General features: G+C 68.6%; 15 protein-coding genes. 7 read left to right on the top strand and 8 right to left on the bottom strand.

Annotation, left to right across the window (positions count from 1 at the left end; translation table 11 throughout):
• From AB0L40_RS21290 to AB0L40_RS21275, 4 genes are all read left to right on the top strand, one after another.
• On the top strand, nt 1–542 hold a 542-nt coding region (locus tag AB0L40_RS21290; RefSeq protein ID WP_364359320.1), incomplete at its 5' end, for an ABC transporter permease subunit.
• Between the two features lie 79 nt (nt 543–621).
• A complete protein-coding gene (locus AB0L40_RS21285) occupies nt 622–1575 on the top strand; it encodes a MetQ/NlpA family ABC transporter substrate-binding protein (protein ID WP_364359317.1) in 954 nt (317 codons plus the stop codon).
• Complete coding sequence (locus tag AB0L40_RS21280; RefSeq protein WP_364359314.1) at nt 1572–2765, top strand: Xaa-Pro peptidase family protein; 1194 nt, start codon at nt 1572–1574, stop codon at nt 2763–2765. The genes AB0L40_RS21285 and AB0L40_RS21280 overlap by 4 nt, the downstream gene beginning before the upstream one ends.
• A gap of 40 nt (nt 2766–2805) precedes the next feature.
• Nucleotides 2806–3378: a flavin reductase family protein gene (locus AB0L40_RS21275; RefSeq protein ID WP_364359311.1), complete on the top strand. Its 573-nt coding sequence runs from the start codon at nt 2806–2808 to the stop codon at nt 3376–3378.
• A 47-nt stretch (nt 3379–3425) separates the two neighbouring features.
• Here AB0L40_RS21275 and AB0L40_RS21270 read toward each other — a convergent pair whose 3' ends face one another.
• From AB0L40_RS21270 to AB0L40_RS21255, 4 genes are all read right to left on the bottom strand, one after another.
• A complete protein-coding gene (locus AB0L40_RS21270; RefSeq protein ID WP_364359308.1) occupies nt 3426–3899 on the bottom strand; it encodes a multidrug efflux SMR transporter in 474 nt (157 codons plus the stop codon).
• Nucleotides 3899–4219, bottom strand: a complete 321-nt coding sequence (locus tag AB0L40_RS21265; RefSeq protein WP_364359305.1) for a multidrug efflux SMR transporter — start codon at nt 4217–4219, stop codon at nt 3899–3901. The genes AB0L40_RS21270 and AB0L40_RS21265 overlap by 1 nt, the downstream gene beginning before the upstream one ends.
• 110 nt (nt 4220–4329) lie before the next feature.
• Entirely contained in the window at nt 4330–4791 is a 462-nt protein-coding gene (locus AB0L40_RS21260) for a MarR family winged helix-turn-helix transcriptional regulator (protein WP_364359302.1), read from the bottom strand.
• A 1100-nt stretch (nt 4792–5891) separates the two neighbouring features.
• Nucleotides 5892–6353, bottom strand: coding sequence for a hypothetical protein (locus AB0L40_RS21255; protein WP_364359299.1), 462 nt, complete (start codon nt 6351–6353; stop codon nt 5892–5894).
• Between the two features lie 49 nt (nt 6354–6402).
• On the opposite strand from AB0L40_RS21255, the gene AB0L40_RS21250 reads away from it, so the two are divergent.
• The 3 genes from AB0L40_RS21250 to AB0L40_RS21240 all read left to right on the top strand — a co-directional run bounded on the left by AB0L40_RS21250 (nt 6403) and on the right by AB0L40_RS21240 (nt 8436).
• The gene (locus AB0L40_RS21250) at nt 6403–6729 is read left to right on the top strand and encodes a DUF2188 domain-containing protein (protein ID WP_364359296.1); all 327 of its coding nucleotides are present in this window, start codon (nt 6403–6405) and stop codon (nt 6727–6729) included.
• 17 nt (nt 6730–6746) lie between these two features.
• Nucleotides 6747–7748 (top strand): MBL fold metallo-hydrolase, encoded by a 1002-nt coding sequence (locus AB0L40_RS21245; protein ID WP_364359293.1) that lies wholly within the window; start codon nt 6747–6749, stop codon nt 7746–7748.
• Between the two features lie 136 nt (nt 7749–7884).
• Nucleotides 7885–8436 carry a hypothetical protein gene (locus tag AB0L40_RS21240; RefSeq protein ID WP_364359290.1) on the top strand — a complete coding sequence of 184 codons (552 nt, stop codon included), beginning with the start codon at nt 7885–7887 and terminating at the stop codon, nt 8434–8436.
• Nucleotides 8437–8601: 165 nt separating this feature from the next.
• Here the strand turns inward: AB0L40_RS21240 and AB0L40_RS21235 are convergent, their stop codons facing one another.
• From AB0L40_RS21235 to AB0L40_RS21220, 4 genes are all read right to left on the bottom strand, one after another.
• Nucleotides 8602–10554, bottom strand: coding sequence for a DUF3732 domain-containing protein (locus AB0L40_RS21235; protein WP_364359287.1), 1953 nt, complete (start codon nt 10552–10554; stop codon nt 8602–8604).
• Nucleotides 10554–11039 carry a three component ABC system middle component gene (locus AB0L40_RS21230; protein ID WP_364359284.1) on the bottom strand — a complete coding sequence of 162 codons (486 nt, stop codon included), beginning with the start codon at nt 11037–11039 and terminating at the stop codon, nt 10554–10556. Before AB0L40_RS21230 ends, AB0L40_RS21235 begins: the two co-directional genes overlap by 1 nt.
• Nucleotides 11036–12112, bottom strand: coding sequence for an ABC-three component system protein (locus AB0L40_RS21225; protein WP_364359281.1), 1077 nt, complete (start codon nt 12110–12112; stop codon nt 11036–11038). The genes AB0L40_RS21230 and AB0L40_RS21225 overlap by 4 nt, the downstream gene beginning before the upstream one ends.
• 466 nt (nt 12113–12578) lie before the next feature.
• The coding region (locus tag AB0L40_RS21220; RefSeq protein WP_364359278.1) for a DUF1998 domain-containing protein at nt 12579–14334 on the bottom strand (1756 nt) is incomplete at its 5' end.

The raw sequence follows: 14334 nt of genomic DNA, 5'->3' as shown, positions 1-14334 counted from the left end.
TGCACAACACCGGGCCGGACGGGCTCGCCCCGAACCCGCCCGTGCACCGCGCCCTGGGGGCGGTCCTCAACCTCGGGCGCTCGCTGCCCTTCCTCGTCCTGATGGCGGCGATCATCCCGTTCACCCGACTCGTCGCCGGGACCACGATCGGCGTCTGGGCCGCCGTCGTCCCGATGTCGGTCGCCGGCGTGCCGTTCTTCGCCCGGCTGGCGGAGAACGCCCTGCGGGACGTTCCCGCCGAGGCCACCCGGGTCGGACGGGCGTGCGGCGGGACGGTCCTGCAGGTCGTGCGCACCGCCCAGGTCGGCGAGGCGGTCCCCGGCCTGATCGGCGCCGTCACGATCAGCACGATCGCGATGATCGAGTACTCGGCGATCGCCGGCTCGATCGGTGCGGGCGGCGTCGGCTACGTGGCCGTCGCCTACGGCTACCAGCGCTTCGACGGCCACGCGATGGTCGGCGCGGTGGTGCTGCTCGTGCTGACCGTCGCCGTCGTCCAGCTCGTGGGCGACCTGCTCGCCCGCCGCGCGGCCCCGGGTTGACCCGGCCGCCTCCTCCTCCGTCCTCGCCGTCCACGCGTCCGACGATCGGGCGCCCCTTCCACCACAGGAGTCCCACCGCATGACCGATCACCCCGACCCCACCACGCAGGCCGACTCGGCCACGGACCCGCCGGCCGCCGCGCCGCCCGGACACGGCTTCGAGGTCCGCTCCCGGCGCGGCCAGGCCCGGACCCTCGCCGCGATCGTCGCGGCGGTCGCGGTGCTCGCCACCGGGCTCTTCCTGGTCGTCGACCGCGACGACTCGTCCGCCTCGCTCACCCGGGCGGGCGCGACCCTCAAGGTGGCCTGGATGACGGGGGACCCCGCCCAGGAGGCGATCGTCGAGGAGGTGCGCGAGCGCATCGCGCCGGACTACGGCATCCGCGTCGAAGGGGTCCCGCTGGACGACAGCACGCAGCTCAACCGCGCGGTCAGCGACGGGCGGATCGCGGGCACCATCTACCAGCACCAGGACTGGCTCGACCAGGTCCTCGAGGCCAACCCCGGATTCCGGCTCCAGGCCGGCGGGCCGGGGATCTTCCACTGGCGCTTCGGCGTCTGGTCCGACCGCTACCGGTCGACGGACGCGATCCCGGACGGCGCGACGATCTCGCTGACCTCGGATCCGGCGAACCTCTCGATCGGCCTGAGCCAGTTGGCCAAGGCCGGACTGATCCGGATCCACGACGGCGTGACGGAAGGCACGGCCCAGCTGCGCGACATCGACAACCCCCGCGGGTTCAAGTGGAAGCTCGTCGACTTCGCGTCCCAGCCGCGGGTCTTCCGCGACGTCGACGCGTCGGTCAGCTCGTTCGAGTTCTTCCTCAACGCCGGCGTGCCGGCGAGCAAGGCGATCTTCGCGCCGCTGCCGCCCGAGCGGTTCGCGGGCATCCTCACCATCGGCAGTCGTTACGCCGGCAGCGACAACATCAAGAAGCTCGTCGCGGCGTTCCACGACCCGCGGCTCCAGGAGTTCATCCGGACCGACCCCCGGGTGCGGCCCGCGATCGCCGCCGCGAAGGCCGCGTCGTGAGCACGGAGCACGAGGACCGGTGGCGTCGCGCGCAGGACGCGCTGCGTGCGAGGGGCCTCGACGGTCTGCTGGTCTGGTCGCGGGGCGGGGGAGCGCTCGACGGGTTCTTCGACGTCTTCTACCTGAGCGGGCACTACACCTACTGGCCGCTGATGCCGGACATCCCGTTGCCGGGATCCGTCCCGGGTGCCGGCCGCTCGCACGCGGCGTTCGTCCTGCCGGCGGACGGCGAGCCGACGCTGGTCGTCGACGTGCCGGACTGGCGGCGCGACCGGGTCGGCGTCGCCGACGTCCGCTACGCCACGGACCTCCCGCGCGTGGTGGCGGAGGTCCTGGCCGAGCGGGACCTGCGGGGCGGGGCCCTCGGGCTGGCGGGCGGTGACGTGATCGTCGCATCGCTCGACCGGCGGGTCAGGACGCTGCTGGCGGGCACGACGCTCGTGGCGGCCGACGACCTCCTGCAGCGGCTGCGCTACCTGAAGAGCCCCGCCGAGCTCGATGCACTGCGTCACGCGGGAGAGGTCGGGACGACAGTCGTCGACGCCATCCTCGAGCGGGCGCTCCGGCCCGGCACGCGGGAACGGGAAGCCGTGGCGGCGGGCTTCGCCGCCGGCGTGGCGGGCGGCGCCGTCCTCTGGGACGCCCTGGTGTCCTCGGGGCCCCACAGCCACGAGCTCGCGCACGGGCGGCTGCCATCGTGGACGGATCGGACGATCGAGCGCGGCGACCTGTTCCACCTCGACTGCGTCGGGATGGTCGACGGCTACCTGTTCGACGTCGCCCGGACGGTCGTCGTCGGCGGTCGCCCCGACGATCGCCAGCTGCGACTGCTCGAGGGGGTGCTCGGGGCCGTCGAGGCGGGCGCGGCGACGGTCGGCGACGGGGTCGCGAGCCGGGACGTCTACTCCGTCGTCCGCGGAGGCCTCGCCGAGGCCGGGCTCGTCGGGGCGGACGGCGAGCCGACCTTCGGCTACCCCGGGTCGTACTCGCACGGCCACGGGCTCGGGCTGGCGACCGACGAGCCGTTCCTCCTGCCCGACGTCTCGTGGACCCTCGAGCCCGGCATCTGCCTGACCGTCGAGGCGATGGCCGGCCACGAGGGCGTCGGGTCGGCGGTCTTCGAGCACGACCTCGTGATTACGACGGACGGCGTGGAGGTCCTCGATGGCAGCCCGACCCGCCACTGGTGACGGTCACCGGTCCTTCGACGCCGCGGCGACCGATGCGGCGGTGCGCCACCGGCTCCTCCTCGGCTGCGTCGTCCCCCGGCCGATCGCGTGGGTGACGACCGTGGGGGAGGACGGCCTTGTCAACGTCGCGCCGTTCAGCTTCTTCACCGTCGTCTCGACGTCGCCGCCGCTTCTGGCGATCACTGTCGAGCGCCACCCCGACGGCCGGGAGAAGCACACCGCGTCGAACGTCCGGGCGACTGGCGAGCTCGTCGTCAACATCGCCGCGCAGGAACATCGGGAAGTCGTCGAGGCGTCTGCGGCCGAGCTGCCCCGCGAGGCCGGCGAAGCAGAACGCCTGGGCCTGGCGACGACTCCCTCCGTCGACGTACGGCCCCCGAGGGTCACGGGGACGCCGATCGCCATCGAGTGCGTCGTGCACGACATCATCCGGCCCGGGGGTGACGAGGTCGTGATCGCCTGGGCGCTCCGGTTCCACGTGGAACGACGGATCGGCCGCGCGAGCGGCCACATCGACGTGGACGCCCTGCGGCCGCTCGCCCGGACGGGCGGGACCTACCGGGCACTGGCGCCGGTGACGCCGGCCCGCGACCCCGGCGTCCCCGTACCGTGACACGGCGTCGGCGGTCCCGCCCGGCCGCCGCCCGCCGTCCCGCCCCGTCACGCCGTCGGATCCGCCACGGACGCGGGCTGCTCGGCCCCCTGCTGCGGGCGATCCGCGAGCTTCAGCCAGACGACTCCGGCGATGATGACCGCCAGCCAGAAGGCCCGGACGAGCGTGAGCGACTCGTCGAAGAACACGGGGCCGAGGATGGCGGCGCCGACGGCGCCGATGCCGGCCCAGACGGCGTAGCCGATCCCGACGTCGATCGCCCGCAGGGAGACGCTCAGGGCGAGGAGCGTCAGCAGGAAGAAGACCACCGCGGAGAGCGACCAGCTGAGCACGGTGAACCCCTCGCTGCCTCCGACGCTGAGCGCATACCCGACCTCGAACACGCCGGCCAGGAGGAGCACGAGCCACGCGCGGGCGCGGGCCTCGGCGGCTGGGGCGTTCGGCGTCGCGGGTCGGTCCCGCTCGTTCGAGCGCGCGGGCTCCGGACGGACGGTGGTGGGGACGGGACTCGAGGAGCTCATCAGGCGGCTCCGCTCAGCTGCAGCCCGACGACGCCGGCGACGACGATGCCGATGCCGAGCAGCTGCTTGCCGGACGGGCGCTCCCCGAGAGAGAGTGCCCCGATGACGACGATCCCGACGCCGGCCACCGAGGTCCACAGCGCGTAGCCGACGCCCACGTCGAACGTGAGGAGCGCCTGGCTGAGGAAGAGGGTCGCGATCGCGCCGCTGACCAGCGTCGCCGCCGTCCACTTCCGGTTGGTGAATCCCTCCGCCTTGCTCGCGGAGAGCGCCACCGTGATCTCGAAGACCACGGCGATACCGAGGTAGAGCCAGCTCATCGTGCACCTCCTCCGGCCGGGTCTGCGGTGGGTGTTCTGGGATCAGTTCGCTGCATGTACATACATATATCAGGATGCGGGCGATTCGCAACCGGCGTACACGGCGGACCTCACGCCGGGGAGATCAGCGCTCCGACGTCGGTCACGTCGCGGCCGAGCTGCACGGCGTCGACCTGGGGGAAGTGCGCCGCCGCGCCACCGAGGAGCTCGCGGACCCGGTCCTCGTACGGGCCGCGGACCTCGTGGACGAGGGTCGCGCCCTGCTCCGTGATGACCGCGTAGACCCCGCGCGCATCGTCGGGGCAGACATCGCGTCGCGTGAGGCCCTTCGCGTACAGGCGACTCACAAGGCGGGTCGCGGAGCTCTGGTTCAGGCCCACGCGCTGCGCGAGATCGTTCACTCGCAGCTCGTTGTCCGGGGCGTCCTCCAGGTGCGCCAGCGCGCGGTATTCCGTGAGTCCGACCCGGTAGGTCTCGAGGAGCCACTTGCCCAGGCTCGCGTCGACGGCCGACGCGAAGGCGGCGACCCGAGACCATGCGGCGCTGGCGTCCGTCGCGACGGTGGCCTTCACGTCCGACCCGCTACCTGCATGTGCATGCACCGAGACTAGCGCGGTCCGATCCGTCTGCGTCAGCATGAAGGTTCGCGGGTTGCCTTTCCCGTGGCCGTCTGCCGGTAAGCGACGCACCTTCTCCAACCGGCACGCGGAGCTGAGGGCTCTCGTCGCCTCGCTCGCGGACCAGGGAACGCGAAGAGCGTTCCTGCGGGAGGGGAAGAACCCCTGTCGCGAACCCATCGCGCTCCACGGCGACGGGCCCGGGAGGAGTGGAGTTCGGCCGTTTCGGCGCCCGGTGCCTCGAGCGGTTCGACGACGGTCTTTGGGTTACAGCGCGCGCTGCGGTCGACGAACAACTCAATCGGCTGAGCGTCGATGCGAACGTGATCGTTCGGGCACAGCAGGATGAGGTTCTCGTACGCGTCTCGATCCTTCAGGTCCTCTGCACCTCGGGGACCTCCCACACGGCGGCCGACGATGTGGCACTCCTGGCCGATGACAGCGGGTCGATCGCCCTCGACTTCGGCTTCCCGCGAGAGCTTGACCCGGCAGATCGAACATCGTCCACCGGCGCGGCCCCAAAGGAGCTTGCGAGTCCGATCGTCGATTGCCACCAGCCAAGCCTAGAACCGCGTTCCGACGCGACTCGGACCTCGGGCGGGCACGGCGCCGGCCGAGTTCGGCTCTGGCCGACCGACTGCAGGACCCAAGCGCTACCTAGAGGCGCTACCCAGCGGACCTGGTCTCGGCGCCCGGATCGCCAGCGTGCAATTGCTGAAACGGCGAGACCCCTGTCGGTGACAGGGGTCTCGGGCACTGCGTTTCCTGAGGTGGAGCTAGTCGGGCTCGAACCGACGACCTCCTGGGTGCGATGCGGGGAAGCTGCTGCGCAGGAGGTGCCGATATGCAGGGAGTTCGTGCTGATATCGGCGCCGTCGGTGCTTGCGGATACCCGGCGATTCTCGCGGATCGGTGGCGATTTAGGCACTCGCCGCGGCGAGTGCCTGGAGTTGCCTAGCTTCGACGTGTGGTCGGGCGAGTAGATCGTCTAGACGCTCCCGACGGCGGCGCAGCGCGCTCCATCGCGACGGGCCCGTTCGTTGCGGACGGCTTTGCTAGGCCGCCTGAAGCCGGTATTGCCCGGTTCGTCTCCCGACTGGTTCGACCTTCTCCGAGCGGCTAATCTGCGCGAGAAAGTTTGCGAGCGGGTCTTGCCCCTTGGCGCGGAATCCGGCGGCGCAGAGCAGGGCATACCACTCGCGGTAGTGCACGGCTTGCCCTGGCTCGACCTCGCGCTCAAGAACCGCGACGGCGACCTCCAGGAGCCGACGACCACCGAGATCGCGGTCGAGTTGCTCGATCTGCATCTGGGCGGCAAGACCGAGAGCACCTTCAAGCTCACGAAGCGCATGCTCGTCGCGTGCAGCTTGCCTTTCGAGGTGATCCGCGAGGGCCCGCAGGCGATCCGCGCGATCCTTCGCCTCAGCGATTCGGTCCTTGATCGCAAGGAACTCTTGAGCGAGCGCGGTATCGGCTGGATCAAGGTATTCGCTGTGGGCGTCTGGCACCGCGGACACGCCGCCAACGTATGGGCCGGAGCGGACAGATCGCGGGGTTGGTTCCCGCATGGCGCGGTTCCGTCCGGCCATGCGAGGAGGCTCTTCTATATCCCGTACATACGAACTCTTCAAGGGGGTCAAGGGAATGGGCACAGGAAACGACAACGACCGCTACGTTCAGCGGCGCGGGGATGGTTCGTGGGAGGTCGTTCGCGAGGATCACCAGCGTGCCAGCGCTATCACGCGTACGCAGGCAGAGGCGATCGATCGCGGTCGTGAGATCGTCGGTGGGGCAGGAGGGGGCGAGTTGCGGATCAAGGGCGTCGACGGCCAGATTCGCGACAGCGACACCATCAAGCCCGGGCGAGAATCCCCGCGACGCGACACCCGCTGACTGCTCGGTGGACGCGCATGTACGAGATCGACTTTCTGCCCGTTGGGGATGGCAAGGACTCCGGCGACGCTATTGCTCTGAGGTTCACTCGACCCGACACCGGACGACAGGTCGTCGTCGTCATCGACGCTGGTTTCCAAGACGATGGTGTCGAACTGGTGTCGCATATCCAGGCGTACTACGGCACGGACACCGTCGACCTCGCGATCCTGACGCATCCAGATGGCGATCACATCGGCGGGATGGGCGAGGTCGTCCGCGGGCTCACGGTCAAGGAGCTGTGGCTCCACGACATCGGAGCGCATGGCGGCTCAAGCCTCCCGGCGGCCGCGGCCGTCGCCGATCTGATCACGGTCGCCGCCGGCCAGGGTACGGTTGTCGAGGAGGCGTTCGCCGGTTCCCAGGCTTTCGGCGGAGCGATAACCATCCTCGGGCCGACTAGGGACTACTACGACGGCCTCGTCACAGAGCAGCTCGGGCCAGCGTCGCCACCGTCCACGGCGAAGGCGCTCGTCGAGGCAGCCCGGGGGGTTTTCGATCGCTTGGCCGGTGCGCTGCCCGTCGAGATCCCATTCGACGCCAAGGAGGTCACCCCGCGGAATAACTCCTCGATGGTCACGCTGCTCACCGTCGACGGCCGGCGGTCGTTGTTCACGGCGGACGCCGGGGTCCCAGCCCTCGATCGAGCCTGGGACGCTGCGGAGGCCCTCGGACTTGCAGGGGAGTTGTCGTTCGTCCAAGTCCCCCATCACGGCAGCCGGCGGAACGCGTCCTCGGCGTTGCTCGACCGAATTCTCGGTGCTCCTGGGGCGCCAAGCGAGAAGAGCGCGTTCGTCAGCGTGGTCGCAGAGTCCGAGAAGCATCCGTCAGGTCGAGTCGTCAATGCCTACATGCGGCGAGGCTGCGACGTCTACGCGACGGCAGGTCAATCCAAGTGGCATCACCACGGTTCAACGCTGCGCGCGGGGTGGTCGGCGGCAACTCCGCTCGCACCTATGGACGAGGTCGACGAGGACTAGGTCGACGCAGGGGATGTTCGATGCGTACACGCGCAAGGCGCGCCTCGCTCCGGCCGTACTCGCGGCGCTCCCGGCTCTAGGACTCCTGGTTGCTGGTGCTGTCGTTCCTTCGGCTTCTACGTCTCCGATAGCCATCGTGCTGGGCGTGGTCGGGGTCGTTGTTTGCGGAGCCGTACGAGATCGAGGGCGGGCGATCCAGCCAACCCTTTGGAGGTCGTGGGGTGGAGCACCGACTATCCGCCGCCTCCGTTGGCGGGATGCGGGTGGTACCGATGCGGTCGCCCGGCTGCACGAGCGTCTGGGACGGGTCCTCGTCGATCCCCTGCCTACCCGCGACGAGGAACAAGCCGATCCCGCCGGTGCCGATCGCCGCTACGACGAAGCAGTCGCAGAACTCCGCGAGCGCACCCGCGAGGGCTTCCCGCTCGTGCTCGCCGAGAACGCCGAGTATGGCTTTCGTCGAAACACGCTCGGCCTACGTCCGATCGCGCTTGGCCTTTGCGTCGCGGTCATCGCTACGTCGCTCTTGCTGGAGTTGACAACCGGCGAAGTTAGATTCGTTGCTTCGGCGGCTTGGGCGCTTGCCAACGGATGTGCGTGGTATCTCCGCGTGTCGGACCGTTGGGTTCGCAAAGCCGCAGACCTCTACGCGGACCGTCTGCTCGATGCCTCGAGGCGCCTGAGTTAGCGAGTTGTCCGGCCAACTGTCGAGACAGGGCGTATCGATGCGTCGGCGCTCGAGTGCGCCGCGCATTCCCCGTTGGTGCTCTGCTTCTCGCCATCGAGCGTCGAGGGACTCGTGCGCCGCCGCGAACGTCGAGGCGGCCTCGTTCCCGCCTCCTACGGGCCAGCGTTAGTACCAGTCTGTAGGCACGAGGCCTCGCCCGGGACCGCGCCAGTTGTGGGGTCCTACCGCTTTGGCGAACCAGTCGGTGTCGAGCTGCGCGTGGTCCATGATGATGACCTGTAGCCGCCCTTGGAGCTCGTCAACAGTGCGCTTGATGAGGTCGAATATCCGCCCGACTTGGACCTGGTCCTCATCCTTCATGTCGCTGAGAGAGCGGTCCGGAGCGTCCTGTTTCGTCTTGGGAAAGAACGCCTGCGTTGGCTGGTCCAAGATGAGCAGCCGCGGCACCGGGCGACGGTGGTTGCTGAAGTACTTGTGCAGGGCGAGGAGCGTCACGACGTGGTAGCCGACCCAGTTCTTGCCGCTGCCGATGTCGCGGTTGAGCCACACCGGGCCCGCGGGCGTCCGGCCGACCACCGTGAGACTCACGGGATCGAGGCGAACGCCGTCGACGGCGTAGCTGAGTCGGAGCGCCTTGGCCATCTCGGTCATGTCGGAGCCGATGTAGGCCAGTGCGTTCTCGGTGCGCGTCCGGGTGGTGTCGGCGCTGAGGGCTTCCTCGAGCGCCTCGACGCGGCCGCGGGCAGTCTCGGCCTCGGTGACGAGCAGTGCTCGCTGGCCTTCGTTCAAGGGCGGGTGCTCCTCGAGGAAGCCGGTGATCCGGCCACGCACGTAGGCCTGCTGCTCAAGGCGTCCGCGGGTACGTCGCGCGACCGCGCTCCGCTGCACCAGCTCTTGGATCTCGCGGTCGGTCTGGTCGAGTGCCCCTTGGAGGTTCGCAATGTTGACGTCGAGCGCATCGATATCGGCCTGCAGTTCTGGTTCCACGGCGACGGACGCCGCGGCTTGCTCTGATGCGCGCTCGAGCTCGGCACGCAGCTGTGCCGGCCCGGGGTCGTGTGCGTGGTCCGTTCCGCCACAGAGCGGGCACTCGGCGCCGTTACCCGTGCCGGTGTTGCCCGGGAACAACCCTAGGCTCGCCAACCGGGCGCGATGCTCGGATGACTCCGATGCAAGGTCACGAGCGAGTCGCTGGCGATTGACGTAGGCGCGCCTGTGAGCCCGGAGCTCTCCGAGTTCGGTAGCGCCGTCGGCCTTGCGGTCCTGCAGCGCCGCTATTCGTTCAGCATCGCCCGTCAGAGCGGGCGCCGTTGCGGGCACGTGCTCTACTGCCTCCGCCAGCGCTCTCCGGAGGTGTTCTGGTGGCACCTCGCTGATGCGCTCCACCAGCTGGTGCTCTCTCGCGTCAGCGAGCAGCGCCAGCGCGCGCTGAGCGGTGGCTTGCGTCTCGTTGTCGACATCCGCAAGGCGCGCCTCCGCCGCCTTCAGCTCCGCCCGGCGAGTGCGCAGCTGGCGCCGTTGCGCAAGGGCGTCTTGGTCGACCGCCCCCAGGAAGTACGGCAGCGTGTCGCGAATGTGCAGTTCCTTGAAGTTGTCCTCCTGGCCGTCGAAGAGGTACTTCGGATCCGCGACGAGACGTTGACGCTGAAACGTGTAGGACGTCGCGTGGCGAAGCGTGGCGGTCACAGCCGCGCGCGTCGAGCCTTCTGGCGGTGCCTGCTCGTTCTCTCCCATGCCGAGCAACGAGCCGAGCTGCTGGATCACGCTTCCGATGTTCGTCGTCTGCTTGATGGCTGACGCTGGCGGGATCTCGCCGGCGCCGATGATGAACGTCGCGCGGTCAGATGAGGCTTGGCCGAGCGGCGGGCGCTCTCGGGCAACGAAGACGGGCGTCCCGTCCACCATGAGACGCAGCCCGTACCAGCCAATGCTTTCGAGTTCGTCTCCCCGGTAGACGCCGTGGGTGCTGCTTCCGAGGCAGTAGTCGATGATCTCGAGCACGGCTGACTTGCCGGTGTCGCTGACCCCCGTGATGACGTTGACGGCGCCCATCTGAAACGGGACCTCGTGCACGCGCTCGCCGTCACGGTGGTAGAGAACGATCGATTCGATCTGCATCAGACGGTCAACCCCCACAGCGAGAGCATGGTGACGGGATCTCCGGCCCTGGCGATCCAACGCCCCATGAAGTGCGCGCGCTTTCGGCAGCGCGTCACTTCCGGTGATCCATTCCTTCCGAGGGCCGCCAGCGACACGATGGGCATGATCGTTCCGCCGGAATGGATCTTGAGTGCACCGGCCTTTGTTCCGAACAGGAGCGCCTCTCGGACGAACGGCGACAGGCCACGGCAGTAGCTGGGCAGGTCGACCCTGGCTGTGGGATTGCGCTGCAGCCAGACACTCATTGAGGTCCTGATCGTCGGCAGCGCTTCCCGCGTGGGATGGTGCAGCACGGCCGGCACGGCAAGAAACACCGATGCGAACGGGAGGGCTTCGTTAGCCTCATCGACGTGGCCACGGGCGGTCTCGTGTGCCAGCGTGGCGAGAAACGCTGGATTGAACAACGTGCGCTGCTCAACCGGACGTTCTGACCAGGCCTTCACGCGGAATCCTCCACGTCTGAGACCTCATGAAACCCGCGGGCGGCGTTCGGATGCCACGCAAGACGTTCGTCATTGGCTAGCCCGTGCAAGGAACCCCGCTGGATGAACGTGTCCGTCGTGTGCGGGCGCAATGGCTGACGCACATCGGCTTCGAGCACGTCCCACATCGTGTGGCCAGCGGCGGCGAGCCGCTCGTCTTCTGTCTCGCCGTCGACCTCGCGGAGCATCCGGTCGCTGGCGATGAGCCACTGGGCCAAAAGATCTCCTTCATAGCGCTCGAACTCCAACGGCCCCAGAAGCCCGCGCCGGCCCCATCGTGAGCGATGAGCGAACGCGCGACCGAAGTCTTCGATCGCCTGCTCGCGGCGGCGAGCGCTCGCCTTGATCTCGAGGAGGCAGCGAATGTAACGGGCGTTCTGCGGATCCCCGGGCGGCAACTCATCGTCAGAGAAGTCCTCAAGGCGCAGGATTGGAAGGGCGTTGTCGCTTAGCGCCCGCCGCGCCTCGTCGACAGTCTCGCCGATGGCGTCGATGCCGATCGGCTGCTTCGTCTGCAGCGCCGTGACAACCAACGGCCACCAGGCTCCCTCAACCTGATCGGCCATGCTCGCGACAAACCGTTCCTCATGCGACGGCTGGAGAATCCGCTTGAGTTCAGCTCGGACATCGGTTGCTCGAGCGGCCTCGTCGGCGACGGTCACCCGTGAAAGTAGTGCCCGCCGTTCGGCCTCGTCCAACGAGAGGAACCTTGCCCGGTCAGCGGCGGTGCCTTTCGCCCCCCCGCGTTCCTCTGCGACCGCGGTTAGCGTCTCGATCGCGTGGTTGAGGTCGCGCGATCCCGGTCTGAGCGAAGCGATGCCCGAGCCTGCTCGCGCCGGCTGCGTCGAGACCAGCGTCATGACCACGTCTTCAGCGGCGTCCAGATCGCGCCAAGCGTCCGTCCAGATTGCGAACGTCCGCCAGACCTTCGCTGACGTGTCGAGCAGCTCCCGTGTCGAATTGATGCCGTGATGCACCTGGATCACGGAGCGAGGACTTCCTGCACCGAAATCGAACGACACGTCATCGAACACTTCGAGGCTTACCGACGCGTCCTTCCGAGCGAGGGCTAGCGGCAAAGCCTGAAGGAGGGCGACTTGGAACTGGAAGATGTACCCAAGAGCAGGTCCGGCGGCGGACGAGCTACTCACGCTGTCGGCGCAGCAACGCGGCACCGGCACGCCGCCCGGAGCGGGCCTTGTGGCCCGAGATGGTGGGCCCGTCCACGTGTGACATCGCTGCCAAGCATGGACCGACCGTACACCGCGCCGCGAGTCCCGTACCGAATAGCCTGCGTAGGAGCGCGTTTCTGCGGTTCTTGGCCGCGACTACTGAGGCGACGTAGCGCTCCGCCGCTTGCCCCTCGATCTGGTGCGTGGAATGCCCGCCGTCGCTCATGCAGTCGGGTCCTCGAGGAGCGCAGTGCGTACGAGCAGACGGACGCTCTACTGAAGGCGGGTGGAGGCCCCCGCCAGAGTTCGGTTTGAGGAGAGGCGAGTTTCAGTCGGGGACCACGATGCGTTGCGGGAAGCGCAAGGCGCTGTGGAGATCAGCGTGACGGATCACCGGAGCCCGGGAGGCTCGCTCCGCGGCGAGTTGCCTCGGGTCTCGTGGCTGGCCGTCAGCCAGCCAGATCGGGTGCCCCAGGATGGTGATGGTGCCGTCTGAATCTCGGAGCGCTTGCAGCTCGTCGAGCACCACATGCTCGAGCTCGAAGCCGGCAGCAACGCTCGCTGCGATGCCCGGAGCGTCGTCGAGCCAGCGCCTCTCGTCGAGGTCTCGTCCGGCTGCGAGCTCAGCGAGATCCAGGCCGAGACGCCAATCGAGCCTCGAGTGCAAGAAGCGGTTGTCGTAGGAGGCGAGGCAGTCCGGGCAAGATGCTTCGCATCGCTCGCGGTGCTCGGTGCGCATGAAACCGGGGCCCAGAACGTCGACGGCGTGATCCAGGAGCCGCTCGAGCATGGCCGGGCGCCCGAGGTGACGCGCGTAGCCTGCCCCGTTCTCGAGCCGGTCAGCGATGAAGATACGCCGCGACGGTCCGTGTGGAGCGGCGTACGGCTGGAGCCCGACGTCGAGCTCCCGTGGGTCGACGGATAGGAGGTCCGCGGCAGCGATCCGCAAGATCTCGGCGTAGGACCAGAGCGCGGCCTCGCTGAACGGCCGGGCGCGGCTGACCGTTAGAGCGCCCTTGCTGGCGGGAAGGGCCAGCCAGCCAGGCTCTATCAGGAGGACGTCGGTCGGACGGACCGCGCCAATCGCGCCGGTCAGATCCGGATCGCGGACGTCCGCGAGACGCGGTATCGCTGGCCAGTCGTCGTAGACGTCCGGCGTCGTCACGACGTACCCGCCTTCGTGACGATGCATGGCGTAGAGGTCGCCGTCGCGGTCGTTGATGGTGTACAGCTCTCGCGCCTGGAGCGATCGCGCCGAGACGGCGCGAATTCGGGTGCCGTCGGGCTCCTGTTGCCAGGCCAGGACCGGCCGGTCTACCGGGCTTCCGATCTCGGCGGTGTCGTCATAGTCGCGAGGCTGGAAGTCCGTGCGAAAGCCACTGGGCTGGAAGAGGTCGATGTTGCGAGTGTCTCCTCCGCAGATCGAGCACGGCGCGTCGCGACTCGGTGCGTCGGCGGTGGGGAGGACTCCGTTGCACGCCGTGCACTGCTGAATCTCAAGGCGTTGCTGCAGCGGGTCGACCGCGGTCAACTTGCCTCTGAAGGGGCGATACGCGGCGAACCCAACGCAGACGTGCGTGGCCTTGTTCTTCGTGACCTCCGCTCCGGGAGCGAACGAGGCGACGGCCATGTCGAGCGGCCTCGTTGAGACGACGGACTTGTCGTGCGATCGCCGCGATTGCGGAGCTTCCATGTAGAGCGGGCGGGCTCGAGTCGGAAAGCCGAACATCGGGAGGACTCCGGCGTTCGCGAGGAGCTCGGAGAGCTCGGGGATGTCGAAGTGGCCGGAGTCGACGGCCCGGTCGATGCGTTCGATCAGGCCCGTGCGCACGAAGGCGTCGAGCCTGTCCAGGTCGTCGTTCTCAAGCTCGGTGTGGTGCGTGATCTCGCGCGTGGGCGCGACCGCATCGGCGGCATTGGCGAGCCATTGCGCGATCGGCTTGCGAAAGGTGGTCTTCCAGAGGCCGGTCTCGCCGAAGTCTCCGTGGGTGCTGGCGCTAATTGCTTGCTCGGCGAGCGGGGGATCGAGTGCGAGGAAGGCGCGGCGTAGAGCCTCGGCCGCGATGACGCGTTCGATGATTGGG

Origin of the sequence: Patulibacter sp. NPDC049589 (assembly GCF_040675535.1) — a bacterium.
Lineage (GTDB): Bacteria > Actinomycetota > Thermoleophilia > Solirubrobacterales > Solirubrobacteraceae > Patulibacter.
Note: the sequence above shows the minus strand (reverse complement) of the source record. Positions and strands in the feature narration are given on the sequence as shown.